The organism is Bacillus sp. AFS029533 (genome assembly GCF_002585125.1).
Classification (GTDB): Bacteria; Bacillota; Bacilli; order Bacillales; family Bacillaceae_G; genus Gottfriedia; species Gottfriedia luciferensis_B.
Genome location: NZ_NUQC01000065.1, coordinates 1 through 15,235, shown reverse-complemented (window position 1 = coordinate 15,235; position 15,235 = coordinate 1). Strand labels below are relative to the sequence as shown.

At 32.2% G+C, this 15,235-nt stretch carries 15 protein-coding genes and 1 pseudogene; 3 read left to right on the top strand and 13 right to left on the bottom strand.

Annotated features, from left to right (window positions below; translation table 11 throughout):
* Positions 1 to 240: 240 nt before the first annotated feature.
* Complete coding sequence (locus COE53_RS22530; protein WP_069032177.1) at positions 241 to 477, top strand: hypothetical protein; 237 nt, start codon at positions 241 to 243, stop codon at positions 475 to 477.
* Between the two features lie 106 nt (positions 478 to 583).
* Here the strand turns inward: COE53_RS22530 and COE53_RS22525 are convergent, their stop codons facing one another.
* The 10 genes and pseudogenes from COE53_RS22525 to COE53_RS22480 form a co-directional block, all read right to left on the bottom strand.
* Positions 584 to 910, bottom strand: coding sequence for a hypothetical protein (locus COE53_RS22525; RefSeq protein ID WP_139226470.1), 327 nt, complete (start codon positions 908 to 910; stop codon positions 584 to 586).
* 184 nt (positions 911 to 1,094) lie between these two features.
* Complete coding sequence (locus COE53_RS22520; RefSeq protein WP_069032175.1) at positions 1,095 to 1,568, bottom strand: NUDIX hydrolase; 474 nt, start codon at positions 1,566 to 1,568, stop codon at positions 1,095 to 1,097.
* A gap of 133 nt (positions 1,569 to 1,701) precedes the next feature.
* Positions 1,702 to 2,517, bottom strand: a complete 816-nt coding sequence (locus tag COE53_RS22515; RefSeq protein WP_098948756.1) for a formate/nitrite transporter family protein — start codon at positions 2,515 to 2,517, stop codon at positions 1,702 to 1,704.
* A gap of 16 nt (positions 2,518 to 2,533) precedes the next feature.
* On the bottom strand, positions 2,534 to 3,250 hold the full coding sequence (locus COE53_RS22510; RefSeq protein WP_098948755.1) for a sirohydrochlorin chelatase: 717 nt from the start codon (positions 3,248 to 3,250) through the stop codon (positions 2,534 to 2,536).
* Between the two features lie 4 nt (positions 3,251 to 3,254).
* A complete protein-coding gene (gene cobA / locus COE53_RS22505; protein WP_098948754.1) occupies positions 3,255 to 4,679 on the bottom strand; it encodes a uroporphyrinogen-III C-methyltransferase in 1,425 nt (474 codons plus the stop codon).
* A gap of 3 nt (positions 4,680 to 4,682) precedes the next feature.
* The gene (locus COE53_RS22500) at positions 4,683 to 5,000 is read right to left on the bottom strand and encodes a nitrite reductase (NAD(P)H) small subunit (RefSeq protein WP_098948753.1); all 318 of its coding nucleotides are present in this window, start codon (positions 4,998 to 5,000) and stop codon (positions 4,683 to 4,685) included.
* A gap of 26 nt (positions 5,001 to 5,026) precedes the next feature.
* Positions 5,027 to 7,425, bottom strand: a pseudogene (gene nirB / locus COE53_RS22495) (nitrite reductase large subunit NirB).
* 222 nt (positions 7,426 to 7,647) lie between these two features.
* Positions 7,648 to 8,037 (bottom strand): iron chaperone, encoded by a 390-nt coding sequence (locus COE53_RS22490; RefSeq protein WP_098948752.1) that lies wholly within the window; start codon positions 8,035 to 8,037, stop codon positions 7,648 to 7,650.
* An 18-nt stretch (positions 8,038 to 8,055) separates the two neighbouring features.
* Positions 8,056 to 9,294 carry an MFS transporter gene (locus COE53_RS22485; RefSeq protein ID WP_218962888.1) on the bottom strand — a complete coding sequence of 413 codons (1,239 nt, stop codon included), beginning with the start codon at positions 9,292 to 9,294 and terminating at the stop codon, positions 8,056 to 8,058.
* 319 nt (positions 9,295 to 9,613) lie between these two features.
* Positions 9,614 to 10,516, bottom strand: coding sequence for a flavin-containing monooxygenase (locus COE53_RS22480; protein ID WP_098948751.1), 903 nt, complete (start codon positions 10,514 to 10,516; stop codon positions 9,614 to 9,616).
* Between the two features lie 308 nt (positions 10,517 to 10,824).
* On the opposite strand from COE53_RS22480, the gene COE53_RS22475 reads away from it, so the two are divergent.
* Positions 10,825 to 11,352 (top strand): response regulator transcription factor, encoded by a 528-nt coding sequence (locus COE53_RS22475; protein ID WP_286143664.1) that lies wholly within the window; start codon positions 10,825 to 10,827, stop codon positions 11,350 to 11,352.
* A 441-nt stretch (positions 11,353 to 11,793) separates the two neighbouring features.
* Here COE53_RS22475 and COE53_RS22470 read toward each other — a convergent pair whose 3' ends face one another.
* Positions 11,794 to 12,471, bottom strand: a complete 678-nt coding sequence (locus COE53_RS22470) for a response regulator transcription factor (RefSeq protein ID WP_098948750.1) — start codon at positions 12,469 to 12,471, stop codon at positions 11,794 to 11,796.
* A gap of 230 nt (positions 12,472 to 12,701) precedes the next feature.
* Here COE53_RS22470 and COE53_RS22465 point away from each other — a divergent pair, with 230 nt between their 5' ends.
* Entirely contained in the window at positions 12,702 to 13,598 is an 897-nt protein-coding gene (locus COE53_RS22465) for a LysR family transcriptional regulator (protein WP_098948749.1), read from the top strand.
* Positions 13,599 to 13,655: 57 nt separating this feature from the next.
* Here COE53_RS22465 and COE53_RS22460 read toward each other — a convergent pair whose 3' ends face one another.
* Positions 13,656 to 14,084, bottom strand: coding sequence for a protein-tyrosine phosphatase family protein (locus COE53_RS22460; RefSeq protein ID WP_091021209.1), 429 nt, complete (start codon positions 14,082 to 14,084; stop codon positions 13,656 to 13,658).
* Positions 14,085 to 14,108: 24 nt separating this feature from the next.
* On the bottom strand, positions 14,109 to 14,864 hold the full coding sequence (locus COE53_RS22455; RefSeq protein ID WP_098948748.1) for an MBL fold metallo-hydrolase: 756 nt from the start codon (positions 14,862 to 14,864) through the stop codon (positions 14,109 to 14,111).
* Positions 14,865 to 15,235: the final 371 nt, after the last annotated feature.

The window sequence follows — 15,235 nt, the reverse complement described above, 5'->3', positions numbered from 1 at the left end:
TTTTAGGTTCCATCATCTTCCATAAAAAATTATAGCATTTTTCAATTAATTAATATTCATTTAAATAACATAAAGCCCGTAATATGAATCATTTTCAAAAATAGATAATAAATTTTTATAAAATGCTAATAAATAACAAAGAATGATTCACCGAAAAATAAAATTGACATACAACCATAAGGTGTTATAATTTAAATAACACCTTATGGTTGTATAAATTATTTATAGGAGGCAACAAGAATGGACAAGCAAGGTCAAGAAATGTTTTTAAATTTCATTTTACAAAGAGTTCAAGAAGGTAAGGAAGATGAAGCAAGGGAAATTCTTTTAGAAAACTTCAGAAAACAAGATGAAGGTACTTTTTCATTAGAAGAAGTTCAACAATTTGTTCCTAAGATGATTACTTTATTAAAGCCTGATAAACTTGAAGAAGTTAAAGCAGTTGTAATGCAATTCGCTGGAAACTTTGGTAAATAAAAGAAAAAACTCTGTCTATCAGAGTTTTTTCCTTTATTTCACTATTTATTTTTTAAAACTTCCCACTAAATGACTCCTTTAGCAGTTTCATCTTCAATCAATACTTCTACTTCTCTAGATGTCTTTCAAAAATAAAAAATGAATATAGTCGATACAATATTGCGATCAGCGCTAAAACTGATAAATAGATCATAGAATTATCATCAATAAAAAATGAAGCGATAAAAACCGCAAAAGCTAGTAATGTTAAAAAGTTCCCAGAAAAACCATTAATTGGTTGATTGTTTAGAAAAAGTGTTTTGGCACCTTTTAAATCTTTTGCATAACAATCCTCATGATAAGGAACGACTTGAAAAAACATCGTAGCAGTAACGAGATCTCCCCTGATCCTAATTTCCTTTAAACACCGATCGCAATGCACTGTTTTAGCCAAATTAGTCACCCCATAACTCTAATTCTACTTTATTTTATTTATTCTATTTTTTCCAATAAATTCCTAGTAAACTATGAACATTTCTTCAAAATAAAAAATAAGAACTTTCCTCGACCTATTTTATTTCTTTTACCGAAAATAATTTGAATTCGCTCTTCTTGTTTTACTTGCTATTTGACGTTGGTCATTCGTACCCCAATTCAGGGTAAAATTTTGTTAAAAATTCATTTAAAATAACCTTGTGACTTTTCACAATATTATTTGGTAGTTCATTTGGATAAAAGAACTCAAATTTAATAGATTCCGAATCATTAACACTTAATATTCCTTTATAATCTTCTGTATAATAAGCAACAGTAACTACGAAAAATTCATCTCCGTTTTCAGCTTTAACGAAGTTTTGTGGTCCTGAATAAACATTTATTAAATTCAAATGATCCACAATTAGTCCCGTCTCTTCAAAAACTTCTCTCTTGGCAACATCTTCAGTTGATTCCCCTAACTCCATCAGTCCACCTGGTATTCCCCAATATCCATTTGGAAATTTTCGAAGTTGTAATAATAATCTACCGGATTGGTCAATGATGATTGAAACTGCGCCTACAAATATTAAAGGTCTATGTCCAACAATACTCCTTAACTCTTCTATATATCCCATTTTTACGCCCCCTTATTATTACTATATTTTACCAGAAGGAATGATCAAAGTTCCTAAAAAAAGAAACAACCTATTTAGATTTATAATCCAAGATTATTTCTTTTAGTTTTATGTTGTTTTAGAGTAGATTTAATTAAGATGCAACTTTATTATCATTTATTTTATCATTTGAAACTTTTTTATTTATTGCACCAGAACTTGAAACCCAGTAAGCTGCTCCAACAAATAAACTACCGCCAATAATATTTCCAAGTGTAACCGGAACTAGATTCGAAACCATTCCGGCTAGTGTTACTGTTTCTGGATGTTTAATAAGTAATGAGATTGATAATAAGGTCATGTTTGCAATACTATGTTCAAACCCTGAAGTAATAAATGCAAACAGGCACCAAAATACCATGATTAATTTTCCTGTTTCAGATTTCATTTTGAATGAACACCACAGCGCTAAACAAACAAGTATATTACAAAGAATTCCACGTACTAGTAATTCCATAAATGGTGCATTCATTTTTGCTGCGGCTGCATTATTAATAAAATCTGCCACACCACCATTAGCTAGTCCTGAATAAGCAAATAATAACGCCACTAATACCGAGCCAAATAAATTTCCTAAATAGCTATATCCCCATACTTTCGTAGTATCAATCCAATTAACTTTTTTTTCTAACATACCTATAGACATAATCATATTATTTCCGGTAAATAAATCCGCTCCTGCCATAATGACTAAACTTAAAGCAATCCCAAATGAAACACCCATTATAATTTTCGTACCAGCAAAACTAGTTGATGCGAGTAATCCACCAATCGTAAAGATTAAAATAATACCTAATCCTACAAAAAATCCTGCCATCATTGTAGGAACCATATATCTTGATTTACTTTCTTTGATTTGGTTTGTCTTCGCGATGGCTATAATCCCAATTGAATTAATAACTTCTTTCATATTGATCACCCGATATTTAGATTTTAAGCTTCTCTTGAATTCGCTCGATCAGTGCTTGGCTCATCAATTCATCGAACTGTAAATTCTCACATAGATAAAATTTTTCATTTTCATTGGAAATTCGTTTCTTAATTTTTTCAAGAAGTAATCCTGTAAATAATAAATATGACATTACAAAAATACGTTTAAATTCTTTACTCATATTTTTAATGGTATCTTCTAATTTTGGATTACCCGCGGTTAAAAAAGCTACGTGAACAGGGACATTAATTCGCGACTCAACAGCATTTCCAATTTGTTGAAGCATTTCGATTGGCTCTTTGTCGCTACTTCCACGACCTACTAAAATGATTGCAGCGTTACTAGTTCCACATGCAGCTTGTACACGCTTTTGAACAAGCTGAATCATTTTTTCATGAATACCAAATGGCTCAGTTATCGTAATATTTACATGTGAAAATCGTTTTAAAATACGATTTATTTCGACTGGGATATCGCGTTTATAATGTCCAGCTGCAAATAATAATACTGGTACAACTACTATATTTCTCGCACCTTCTACGATCATTTTTTCCAAAGTTTGTTGAATAGTTGGCTCAACTAGTTCTAAAAATGCATATTCTTGTTTTTGAATAGGAATCTCTTTGATTACAGATTGAATATAGTGTATAAATTGTTGATTACCTTCTTGCCTTCGACTTCCGTGTCCAATATAGACAACAGCATCAAACATAATCTCACTTCCAATCACCTAGCATTAATTCCTTTTGTAATTCTTCGTCAACTTTAGTAAACCCGCATTTAATTGCATATTCTTTAACTGATTCACCAATATATGCAAATGGTAAATCCATTAAATGACTTACCTTAGTATTCTTTAATTCTTTTATAAACCAATCAACAGATGAACGATTTGGAAAAATAATTGATTCCCATTTTGTTTCTTCAATCATTCTTTGATTGATTACATCAAATCTAGAATCTGCAATAGTTTCATGTGTAGCCAGAAATTTTGACTTTGTTGGTAATTGTGTCTCTTTGTCTACCGATCCTATAAAAATTGCATCGTTTTCATGACGGCTAACTTTTTCTGCCAATATTCCATATTTATCAAGCTCTTTGCTCGTTTTCGGTGATATATACTTAATTCGATTAGGCAGTTTACGAATATCAATCTTAGATTTAAACATATTTGTAAAAAATAATTGCACACTTTCTGGTGAACAAAAAACGATTTTTTCATGACTTAGTGCTTCAACTAACTGATCCTGTTGTATAGGAAGATGAACTGATTTAAGAGTAGGAAAAGCGTAAACCTCAGCACCGTTTTCTGATAAATATGTTTCTAATCCATTCTTCTCTACTGATGCGGTTCCTTTAGCCAATAAAATTTTTCTACTAAAATATTTTTTCTTTTCAAACCAAGATATATTTGAGCGTAATTTGACAACATCTCCAATAATTGTCATTGCAGGATTTGTCATTTCTTCTTCCTCAATAATAGATACAATTGTTTCGATCGTTCCCTCAACGACTTTTTGTTTTCCAATTGTTCCCCACTGAATTACGGCCACTGGTGTATCCTTTGATTTACCATTCTTTATTAGGTGCTTACATATTTTAGGTAGATTACTTACCCCCATATAGTAAGCAAGTGTATCCCCTAATTGGTCAGAATAATTCGATTCAATAAGATTTTCATTCTCCATACATTTATGGCCTGTTCTTAAAGTAAAACTTGTACTATATTCTCTATGTGTAACTGGGATCCCAGCATATGCTGCTGCAGCAATGCTAGATGTAATCCCCGGAATAATTTCAAATGGTATATTATGCTTTGAAGCTTCCTCTGCTTCTTCACCTACTCGACCGAAAACGGATGGGTCTCCTCCCTTTAATCTAACAACATATTTCCCGTCTTGGGCGAAAGTAACTAATGTCTGATTAATCATTTCTTGACGCATTGTATGTCTGTCAGGAAGTTTCCCACAGTAAATAAATTCACAATTTTTATTCGCTTCACGAAGTAATCTTGGATTAGCAAGTCGATCATATAAAATGACTTCAGCTTCTCGAATACATTTCATTCCTTTTTCTGTAATTAAGCCTAAATCCCCAGGCCCTGCACCTACAAATGAAATAAATCCAGATTTTTTAGTCATACGTTACACCGTAATATAAACAGAACCGTCAATTACTTCGGTTTTATATGTTTTTACAATGCCATCATCTGGTTTTTGAACTTCACCCGTTATTAATGAAATTTTCCAATCACGTAGAGGACAAAAAACATATTCACCTGAAACAATCCCTTCAGCAAGTGGTCCATTTTTCCCCGGACATTTACTTTCAACTGAACGAACATCTTCATTTGATAAACGGAATAATGCGATTGATTCCCCTTTAATTACTACTTCCTTTCCAATTTGTATAGGTAATGAGGCAAGATCAATAATCTTAATTTTCTCTGGTGTATTGGTCATTTTGATTGCTCCTCTCAATTTTGAAATTATTTTCTAATAACCTCATATAGGTCTAATTGATTCTTAAGCGCTTGGCTCCATGCTTCTTCATAAGTAGATTTTGCTTGATTAAACTTCTCTACTAAAGCATTTTCTAATTCTTTGTTTAACAATACTTCTTTAATTACTTCAACTCCTGTTCGCTCTACCCAAGGAGCAGTACGTTCCCCGTAAATACCCGTTTCGCGATAGTATTGAACATAAGCTTTTGCCATGTGAACTACTTCTTCTTCTGTTGTTACAGTTGTTAAAAGATCACATTCTCGAACCGCTGTCCCACCATTCCCACCAAAATATAGCTGGAATCCATTTTCGACACATATTACCCCAAAGTCTTTAGTTAGCACTTCAGCGCAATTTCGAGGACATCCTGTAACACCCATTTTCATCTTGTGAGGGGTGTCAACCATTTCAATCGCTTTTTCTAATTCGATTCCTAAGCCTAGTGAATCTTGTGTTCCAAATCGACAAAATCGATTTCCGACGCAAGACTTAACATTTCTAAGTGATTTTGAATAAGCATAACCTGAACGCATCCCTAATTCTTTCCATATTTTAGGTACGTCTTCTTTTTTAACACCATATAAACCAACACGGCTCGCACCGGTAACTTTTACTAAAGGTACATTGAATTTATTTGCTACTTCACCAAGTTTAATTAATTCATCACCAGTCGTAACTCCCCCATACATTCGCGGTACGATTGAGAATGAGCCATCATTTTGGATATTTCCTTCCATTCGTTCATTAACGAAGCGTGATGATTTATCATCTTGATAATCATTGGGATACATCATTCTTAAATAATAGTTTAGAGCTGGACGGCATTTTGAACAACCTTCTTCATTTTCAAATCCTAATACAATTCGAACCTCTCTAGGAGTTTGTAATCCTTTTTCTTCTATTTCATTTATCACTTCATCACGAGATAATGCGGTACATCCACACATACCAGGCTTTGCAGCATTGGGATCAAATGTATCACCTAATGTAGCCGCTAAAATACTTTCAACCATTCCTTTGCATTTTCCACATGATGCGCCTGCTTTTGTGCAACTTTTCACATGTTCAAACGTTGTAAGCTCTTGTTCTAAAATTGATTGAACAATTGTGCCTTTCGTAACACCATTACATCCACAAACTGTATCATTAGCACTCATACTAAGAACAAAAGCTTCACCAGCGTCCTCTCCTGATTTATGGAGAATAGAAGCACTAGTATATTCCTTTATATTTGTTTCATTTTTTAACATGTTGAATAATCGATTTCCATCTGATGCATCACCATATAAAACTATTCCAACAACTTTTTCATCTTTCACAATTACTTTTTTGTATAGTCCAGCAAATTGGTCATTTACAATGATTGCTTGCATATCTTCTCCTTCATGGATTAATCCACCAGAGAATAAATCACAGCCAGATACTTTTAATTGAGTTGATAAAATGCTTCCTTTATATCCTTTCGTGGAATTACCCGTTATATGTTCTGCTAGCACGATCCCTTGTTCATATAGCGGTGCTACTAAACCATAAGTAGTTCCGTTATGTTCGGCACATTCACCTACAGCATAAATTGATGGTTCTGATGTTTGCATTATATCGTTTACAATGATTGCACGGTTTGCGTCGATTCCTGCTTCTTTTGCTAAAGAAATATTTGGTCTAATTCCTACAGCCATTACGACTAAATCACATTCTAATGAAGTTCCATCCGAAAAACTGATTCCTTCAACACGATTCGTTCCATTTATTGAAATCGTTTGTTTCTCCATTAAGAAATTCATACCCTGTGCTTCTAAATCTTTTTTTAACATTTTCGCAGCAGTTGCATCTAATTGTTGTTCCATTAATGTAGGCAATAGATGTACAACATGAACTTCCATTCCTCGGTCAATTAAACCTCTTGCTGCCTCTAAACCTAGTAGGCCTCCCCCAATTACAACAGCTTTTTTATATTTTTTTGCATAATCTATCATTAATTCAGTATCTTGAATTGTCCGGAAACCGATTACACCTTGTAGATTATTTCCTGGGATAGGAAGTATAAAGGCACTAGATCCAGTAGCTAAAATAAGCTCATCATATAAAAGCATTTTTCCTTTTTCAGTTTCAACTATTTTTTCTGCAGGGGATATTTTTGTAACTTTTTCGTTTGTAAGTAATGTAATTTGATTCTCTATATACCAATTCCAATCATTAATATTAATTTCATCAAAGGTTGTTTTACCTTGTAATACCTTCGATAACATGATCCTGTTATAGTTTGGATAAGGTTCATCCCCAATTATTGTGATTTCAAATAAACTTTTATTTCTTTTAGTATTTCTTCTATACAACGAACTCCTGCCATTTCATTACCAATCATCAATAATTTTCTTTTCATCTCTTCTGTCCCCCAAATACAAGTTGTGAACTTTTTCACATGTTTTGCTAAAAAAAATCAACTTCATCATTCATTACTTGTTTTTTCCTCTAAATACAAGTTTAGTATAACGGATAAAGTATTTTATTATTGGAAAATATTTGACAATATTTCGAACAAAGCGATCAGTCCTTTTTACTAAAAAAACCTCCAAAACTAAAATTAGCTCCAGAGGTTTTGATCTTATTTTTTCTTTTTTAATTTTTCTTCCGCTTTTTTAATATCCTCAAGTTCCCTATACTTTACAATCTTTTTTATCAAATCAAATGGAAGTGGGTCGTTTATTGGAAATTGCACAGATCCTTTAGCACCTTTATAAACGGATAATTCTTGTTTAAATGCTGCAATTCCACTTGCGCCCGGGTAAAATCCAATATGATTTATAAATGCAGCAAAATGTACTAAATTTTTATTTAGCGCAAAAGTAGGCATTTGATAACTAATTCTCTCTACAGCATTTGGTACAACTTCTTTTACAGTCTTTCTTAAAGATTGTAATTTTTCTTGAACTTCAGGCTGAAATTGTGAAATATATTCATCAATCGTTTCAAATGTTTTTTTAGTATTTTCCATAAATCCTCCTTTAACAAATTATCCTACTTTTTCTGTTTTATCTCCAGAAAGTGAATTAATTCTTCTAAGTGAAGGGAATAAATACATCCAAAGTCCAGCAACTAATATCGTTCCAAGTCCACCTACAAATGCAGCTGGTACGGCACCCATTAATCCAGCCATTGTTCCAGATTCAAATTCCCCAAGCTGATTCGAAGTTCCAATAAATAAAGAATTTACAGCATTTACTCTGCCTCTCATATCATCCGGTGTCTGTAACTGAACGAGTGAAGAACGTATTACTACGCTGACTACATCTGAAGCTCCAATTATAAATAATGCAATTAATGAGATGACTAAGTTTGTTGAAATTGCAAATAGCATTGTTGCTAATCCAAAAATACCTAACGCTGCAAATAATATCGGCCCAAAAGATTTTTTAAGTGGGAAATAAGCTAAAATTAGAGACATTATTAATGCTCCAACAGCTGGTGCAGTACGCATCAGACCTAAGCCCCAAGCGCCTGTATGTAAAATATCTTGGGCATAAATTGGTAAAAGTGCTGTAGCTCCACCAAGTAAAACGGCAAACAAATCAAGTGATATAGTTCCTAAAATAATTGGGTGTTTATAGACAAATTCTAACCCCATAAGCATTGTACGTAAAGTTACCGGCTCTGCTTTACGAATAAATTCACTATCTAATTTTATAAAAATTGTTAAGATTGATGAAAGTAATAAAGCAATTGCTGAGGTTGCATATACGTATGCTGGTCCTACTGAAAATAATACACCACCAAGAGATGGTCCAAGTATTTGTGCTGTTTGACCTGCAGATGTACTCCAAGAAATAGCTTGTTGTAAAATAGATTTTGGCACAACTTGAGGTAATAACGCCGAAGAAGCAGGTCCTTCAAATGATCGACATGCACCGAGTATAAAAGCTGCAATTAATATTTCCTCCCTGCTAAGCCAGTTAGCAAAATTACCATATAAAAGAAGTCCTGCTATTAAAGCTTCTACCATTTGGCATATGAAAACAATTTTCCGACGATCAACTCTGTCAGCAACTTGACCAACTACTAAAGTAAGTAAGACCATTGGAATAAATTGTGCTAAACCTACTAGACCTAGACTAAACGCGTCATGTGTCAAATCATACATTTGCCATCCAATTGCCACTGATAGCATCTGAAATGAAGTCGAAGTAAACATTCGTGAGACCCAGAAATTTGTAAATGAAGTCCCTTTAAATATAGATTTTTTTGATGCAAACAAATTAAAACTCTCCCCTTTTTAACTCTAACAAATAAAAAAATGAATATTTATACTATTAATGAAATTTAAATACAAATCATTATACTATTTTTACTCTGAATTTGTGGATTAATTCAACTTACATTAATTGATTTTTAATAATTGGAGAGCGCAATTCTATTCACACTTTAACCATTTATGAATGGGATATTTACATTCTTTTTTACGTTTTTACTTACTTAGAAGCCACCCCTTGAACTATGGGTTACTATACTTTATTTCAACACGTTGAAAAACACTTCTCCAAATAAAGAAGTGTTTTTTCGGATTGTATTCTAGTTTAATGAACTGCAGTTGAAGTTAAAACAAATCCTTCATATCCATTTGTAGCTATTTCATCGCATTTTTTGTGATATGCCCCAACACCTCCAAGGTAAATTTGAAATCCTCGTGGTTTTCCTTTAATATTTGCCCCTGTGTACCATGAATCTGTTTTTGTGAATAGTGTTGCCTCTGCAACTTCCCTGCAATGTCGGCTCCAGTCATTTTCTGCATCAACATTAGCTTCAATCACATCAACATCATTTGTACGTAAGAACTGGATACAATCTGCAATCCATTCTACGTGTTGCTCGATTGAAACAGGCATGTTGCTTAGTACTGAAGGACTTTCTGGCCCAGTAATCATAAACATATTAGGGAATCCAGCATTAGCAATTCCAAGATATGTTCTTGTTTGTACTCCTCCGTCCCATTTTTCTTTCAAACTAATTCCATCTTTTCCTTTAATATCAATCTTCATTAATGGTCCAGTCATACCATCATACCCAGTTGCAAATACAATCACATCTAATTCATATTCATTGTTTTTAGTTTTTAAGCCACTAGGTGTAATTGATTCAATTGAATCGTTTTTAACATCAACTAAAGATACGTTTTCACGGTTATATGTTTCGTAGTAATTCGTATCTATAATTGGACGTTTTGTACCATAGTAATAGTATGGCATTAATTTTTGGGCAACTTCAGAATCATGTACAATTTCACTAATTTTTGATCTGATGAATTCAGCAACTGTTTCATTTGCTCTTTCATCAATTGTAAGATCAGTGAAGGCCCCAAAAAGTCCGAGTCCACCATTTTTCCACCTATCTTCATAAATTTTGTTTCTTTCAATTGGATTGACATCTAAAGCAGATTGGGTTGGTGGAACAACCGGTTGGCCCCCGATTGATTCTCTCATCTGTTTTTTAATCTCTTTAAAGTTTGCTTTCGTTTTTCGTATATACTCCGGGTCATACGGATGGTTTCTTACTGGTGCACTATATTGAGGTGTACGCTGGAATACAGTCAGATGACCCGCCTGTTCTGCAATAACTGGTATAGCTTGTACACCGCTCGAACCAGTTCCAATAATTCCAACACGTTTCCCTTTAAAATCAACTTCCTTATTTCTTGGCCAGTGACCAGTATGGTACCATTCCCCTTCCCGTTCGAAATGCTTATTTATTTCGATATTCTCCTTTTGGATTTTTAGGCGAAGGCATTATTTTGATTACGAATGATGGATTAACACATATACGAGAGATCAGAGATGATATTCGTTCGCTCCCAATCATCTTTACAGCAATTTGTGAGCGAAAAGCAAAGTTCTGTTCAGGCATTGAATACTTAAAACAAACGAGTAGTAAATATATCTTCCCTTCTAGTGTTAACTCTATGATCGCTGTACCAATCTGCTTCGGTTCAGTAGTTGTTGGTTATATTTGTTCAACAGAATTTAAAGATCATCTTAAAATGGATGATAAACTCCTCTCTTCATTTACATATTACGGTAAGTTAATTGGAAAATTTTTAGAAAATACAACTGGGGCGTATGATTCAATCATTTTAAGCAAAAGAGAATTAGAGGTAATGAAACGAATTGCTTGGGGCGAAAGCACAAAAGAGATGGCAGATTCCATGAATATTAGTGAACTTACAGTAAAACAATATGTAAAATCCGCTATAAAAAAACTCGGTGCAAACAATCGCTCTCATGCGGTTGGTGAATTAATTCGAAAAGGAATAATATCTTAAAAACTTTTTTGAATGTTCACTATAAAAAAAGTAAATTAACTTGGTGGGAAAATCGTTTTATCGTAAAGTGGATGGTAAAAGTGTTGGATAATTGGATGAGTAGTTACAAAGGTAATTAAGCTATACTAAATGGAGAATTACATTATTACTTGAGTATTTTTTTCAAAACAATGAGGTATATAAGATTTTTTTTTGAGTCGAAGCTAATGTTCGTAAGAATTTTGGCATGTAAATTGTTTAATATTAGAATTATTTAATGTAACTGGCTATTTTATGTTTTTTAAGTAATCTTGGTTTGATGAATAGTTATATTGGATCGCAAAGATGCTCGTCTCCTATAGGAGCGAGCATCTTTAGTGGAAATCAACAATACAATACTTATCTTTTTTTCAATTGGATAACACTAATCCTTTTAAGTAATAGATTAGTGTCATTTGTTAATTAGTCAAACGAAATCCAATTATTTTTGATTGCAGAAATCACAGCATTTAATCGATCAGATACCTGTAATTTTTGAATTATATTTGAAACATGATTTTTAACAGTTTTACTCGAAATAAATAATTCAGATCCTATTTGAATATTGGAAAATCCTTGAGCTAAAAGTTGTAAAATTTCAATTTCTCTTTTCGTCAAAAGATTATTCATCGCTTCATAATCTAGTTCTTTCTTTTTATTTCCATTCTCAAGCATTCGTTTATTTTCTTGAATGATTAAATTTGTTAATCGAGAATCTAAGAAGAATTGACCATTTTGAACTTGTCTTACAATATGAAGTAAATATTGTTCATCAATGTCAGTTAAGCAAATTCCATTTACCCCAATTTTCATCAAACTCTCAATTTCATTATAATCTATATTATTTTTAATGATTACTATATTAATGTTCTTATCAATTAACTTTAAAAGCTGAGATTTTTCTTCCATCTCTTCATTTTTCACATGACAAATAAAAAATGATTCATTTAAATCGTTTGTATTAATTTCATGGAAATCTATTTTTCTAGCATCTAGATTATGATGTACTAAAATTGTACAGATTCCAGATATGAAAAGAGTATTTTCAACAAAAATAAATGTTTTATTTTCGTGGTGATTAAACTCATTGTAAGTAAACATTTTTATTCCCAACTTTCAACAGTAACTAGATTCATTTACTGATATTTCATTGCTTAATCCTAATTATTCCTATAAAATTATATGGAATTAAGTAGTATTTTACATTGTTTACGACAGAAATTATATTTCATATATGTTAAGCTATTGTTAAGTAATACTTAACAATGTAAAGCACATAAATAGATTAAACTATTGATAGGGAAAGTTATTTTTTATATTAGGAGGTTAATATGAACTTTGAACAACTAGAATACGTTGTAAGTATCGCGAATGAAAAGTCGATTTCAAAAGCAGCGAAAAAATTGCATATTTCTCCTTCTGGGGTTAGTCAAGCCATTAGTCAACTTGAAAGAGAATTAGAAATAAATATATTTAATCGATCTAGAGGTGGAATTACCTTAACTATTGAGGGAGAGTTAGTATTATCTAGGTCAGTTGAAATTTTAAATAATTTAAAAGAATTAAAAGAACAGCTTTCGGATTTTAAGGAAACTAGAGTAAAACATATGAAAATTGCATGTGCACCAACTTTTACTTATACAATTCATGATGTTTTAAAAAAATACTCTGGAAATAACAATGGAGCGACTATTGAATTAATTGAACAAGGTACACCTCAGATTATTAACAATTTAACAAAAGAGGACTATGACTTAGCGTTAGTTGTATCTTCTAAAGCGGAATTAGAAAAGGAAAATAATATTAATTTCGAATTCTTAAGTAAAGGAAAAGTGTGCATTATAGTAGGCAAAAATTCTCCTTTATATGAATTAGATTATGTTACAGCTGAAGACTTACTTTATCAAAAGGTCGTAATGTATACTTTTTCGAATAAAAATTTTCTGCAATTAGCTAAAAAATTTAAAAATGAGATCGTTCTTAAATCAAACCGTACTATGACACTTATTGAAATTATTAAGGAAGGACGCGTATTTACTTTTGTGCATAATACAACTTTAAAATATTTTCCTGAAGTATTAAGTGGCGAATTAAAAATAATCCCAATTAAAGAAACAGATTATTTTTATCAAGACTTTTGGGTAATATCTCCAATTACGAAAGAAAATACAAGTGACAAAAATGAATTCATAAAGTGTGTAAAAGATCATTTAAATGGTGTATCTTAATAAAAAACGCTAAATGATACAAACCAAAATTGTATAATTAGCGTTTTTTATATTTATTTAAGCATTAGGAAAAATCTTTTTTAAGGATTCCTTCATATTAGGATTCGATTTAATTGTTGGACGGATTGATCTAGCCATTTCTTCAGCTTCTTCAATTGTCTTAGCTTTGTTTAAAGCAATTAATGCTCCCATTGCCACTGTACCTGCACGTGTATTACCACCACCACAATGGAAATACACTTTTTGATCATTTTGATAAGCTTCTACTACGTGATCAATCGCTCTTTTAAGTGTTTCTGCTTGTTCTTCTTTGTCATCAACAATTGGACTATGTACACGGTTAATTTGAGGGTCAACCTCATATTTTTTTACTCTTAGATCAAAAACAATATTTGCATTTTCATTTTCCATCATGTCTTTTACGTCATCTGCCCCACCGAAAAAAACACGATCTTTTATTAATTCATGATAATTCTTGTTACTCATTTTTTTGCCTCCAAAAACGATTTTTTAAAAATTTAATCGAATGATTTCACTTAATCTTTCTTTTATATTCCCCTCAAAAAGTCCACCATGATAACAGATCACTTTTTCAATATTAAATGACAATAAAGCCTCAAGTGATTTTATCGATTGTTCAATATCATATGTGTATTGTGGGTTTGAAGGGTTTAATTGATCATTTTCAATTATTAGTGCATCACCTGCAACTAATGTTTTCGACTCCTTATGATAAAAGCTTATATGCCCTGGTGTATGTCCAGCAGTATCAATTACAGTAATACCACCACAAATTGTCAAATCATTTCCAGGGGTAACAATATGGTTAACTTTACCTTTTGGTGGGTTTTCTAATCTGTTTTTAAATGCTTTTCGAAAGTCATCTGTTGTATCCGCTGGTAAGGACGCTACAGCTTTTGCAATTTTTTCGGGTGTTATTTTAATAAGTAACTTTTCACCTTGAATATACGGTTTTTCTATTTCACTTGCATAGACTTCAATTTCGTTAGTAGACTCTTCTACAATCACAGAAAGACTTCCAATATGATCAATATCTTGATGAGTAATCAGTATTTTATTCAGTTTTTCAAAAGGTACACCAAAAGTTTCAAAGCAAATTTGAAATTCGTTTAATTGTCCTGGATAACCTGTATCAATTAATACGACATCTTCTTCATCCCAAATTAGTGTTGGATGAATTGTATTTGTCATACCATTTGAATTCAACGTAATGCTTAACATTTGGATCTTACTTTTACCAAGCATAAAATCACTCCCGAACTATATTGTGTAATCATTTCCAAGTACTATCGTACCGATTCTAGTTCATTCAGTCAACAATAAAATATATTATTATAACATAAATAATTTTATTTATCAACAGGTTGGTTGATTTATTAAAATGTAATTTTTAACATTTTCTCACAAAAAAACTAGATATACTAATCTTATAGTATATCTAGTCACGCTGTTGAGAAACAAGCTTGTCAATTAAATTACTAAATTTTCGTAAAAGTAGTAGAGTGATGTTGATTTCCATTACAGGATGCTCGCTTTCCATGGGGCGAGGTTCTTTAGCCTCCTCGGCAAGCCTGCGGGGTCTCAGCCTTCCCGCTTATCCCATAGGAGTCGAGCAC

Excerpts from the sequence above, each read along its gene's own strand:
- COE53_RS22530 (WP_069032177.1), top strand. The coding sequence starts at position 241 with ATGGACAAGCAAGGTCAAGAAATGTTTTTAAATTTCATTTTACAAAGA.
- COE53_RS22520 (WP_069032175.1), bottom strand. The coding sequence starts at position 1,568 with ATGGGATATATAGAAGAGTTAAGGAGTATTGTTGGACATAGACCTTTA.
- COE53_RS22515 (WP_098948756.1), bottom strand. The coding sequence starts at position 2,517 with ATGAAAGAAGTTATTAATTCAATTGGGATTATAGCCATCGCGAAGACA.
- COE53_RS22510 (WP_098948755.1), bottom strand. The coding sequence starts at position 3,250 with ATGTTTGATGCTGTTGTCTATATTGGACACGGAAGTCGAAGGCAAGAA.
- cobA (WP_098948754.1), bottom strand. The coding sequence starts at position 4,679 with ATGACTAAAAAATCTGGATTTATTTCATTTGTAGGTGCAGGGCCTGGG.
- COE53_RS22500 (WP_098948753.1), bottom strand. The coding sequence starts at position 5,000 with ATGACCAATACACCAGAGAAAATTAAGATTATTGATCTTGCCTCATTA.
- COE53_RS22490 (WP_098948752.1), bottom strand. The coding sequence starts at position 8,037 with ATGGAAAATACTAAAAAAACATTTGAAACGATTGATGAATATATTTCA.
- COE53_RS22480 (WP_098948751.1), bottom strand. The coding sequence starts at position 10,516 with ATGAGAGAATCAATCGGGGGCCAACCGGTTGTTCCACCAACCCAATCT.
- COE53_RS22470 (WP_098948750.1), bottom strand. The coding sequence starts at position 12,471 with ATGTTTACTTACAATGAGTTTAATCACCACGAAAATAAAACATTTATT.
- COE53_RS22465 (WP_098948749.1), top strand. The coding sequence starts at position 12,702 with ATGAACTTTGAACAACTAGAATACGTTGTAAGTATCGCGAATGAAAAG.
- COE53_RS22460 (WP_091021209.1), bottom strand. The coding sequence starts at position 14,084 with ATGAGTAACAAGAATTATCATGAATTAATAAAAGATCGTGTTTTTTTC.
- COE53_RS22455 (WP_098948748.1), bottom strand. The coding sequence starts at position 14,864 with ATGCTTGGTAAAAGTAAGATCCAAATGTTAAGCATTACGTTGAATTCA.